The sequence below is a fragment of the Apilactobacillus kunkeei genome, from assembly GCF_005930975.1.
Classification (GTDB): domain Bacteria; phylum Bacillota; class Bacilli; order Lactobacillales; family Lactobacillaceae; genus Apilactobacillus; species Apilactobacillus kunkeei_E.
Genome location: NZ_VBSE01000024.1, coordinates 1 through 1,166, shown reverse-complemented (window position 1 = coordinate 1,166; position 1,166 = coordinate 1). Strand labels below are relative to the sequence as shown.

General features: G+C 47.3%; 1 rRNA gene. It reads left to right on the top strand.

From position 1 onward, the window contains the following. Positions 1-145: 145 nt before the first annotated feature. Positions 146-1,166: ribosomal RNA gene (locus FD688_RS00090) — 16S ribosomal RNA — on the top strand; the annotation flags it as partial.

Sequence of the window (1,166 nt, the reverse complement as noted above, 5' to 3'; positions counted from 1 at the left end):
GGTAGATCTTTGAAAACTGAACAAGATTGATAATCGATGATGTGTAAGGAACTTACAACTTGGTTGTAAGAATTAAACATTGCGAAGTCAATTCGCTTATAAAATAACAATTTATTCAGAAGAGCTAAGTTAAGCTTTTCATCTATAAGATGAGAGTTTGATCCTGGCTCAGGACGAACGCTGGCGGCGTGCCTAATACATGCAAGTCGAACGAGCTCTCCCAAATTGATTTTATGCTTGCATAAATGATTTTTGGATTCGGAGCGAGTGGCGAACTGGTGAGTAACACGTGGGTAACCTGCCCCGAAGCGGGGGATAACATTTGGAAACAAATGCTAATACCGCATAATTAGTTGGAACCGCATGGTTCCAACTTGAAAGATGGCTCTGCTATCACTTTGGGATGGACCCGCGCCGTATTAGTTAGTTGGTGAGATAAAAGCCCACCAAGACGATGATACGTAGCCGACCTGAGAGGGTAATCGGCCACATTGGGACTGAGACACGGCCCAGACTCCTACGGGAGGCAGCAGTAGGGAATCTTCCACAATGGACGAAAGTCTGATGGAGCAACGCCGCGTGAGTGATGAAGGTTTTCGGATCGTAAAACTCTGTTGTTAAAGAAGAACAAGTGTTAGAGTAACTGTTAACACTTTGACGGTATTTAACCAGAAAGCCACGGCTAACTACGTGCCAGCAGCCGCGGTAATACGTAGGTGGCAAGCGTTGTCCGGATTTATTGGGCGTAAAGCGAGCGCAGGCGGTTTTGTAAGTCTGCTGTGAAAGCCCTCAGCTCAACTGAGGAAGTGCAGTGGAAACTACAAAACTTGAGTACAGAAGAGGAAAGTGGAACTCCATGTGTAGCGGTGAAATGCGTAGATATATGGAAGAACACCAGTGGCGAAGGCGGCTTTCTGGTCTGTTACTGACGCTGAGGCTCGAAAGCATGGGTAGCGAACAGGATTAGATACCCTGGTAGTCCATGCCGTAAACGATGAATACTAGGTGTTGGAGGGTTTCCGCCCTTCAGTGCCGCAGCTAACGCATTAAGTATTCCGCCTGGGGAGTACGACCGCAAGGTTGAAACTCAAAGGAATTGACGGGGGCCCGCACAAGTGGTGGAGCATGTGGTTTAATTCGATGCTACGCGAAGAACCTTACCAGCT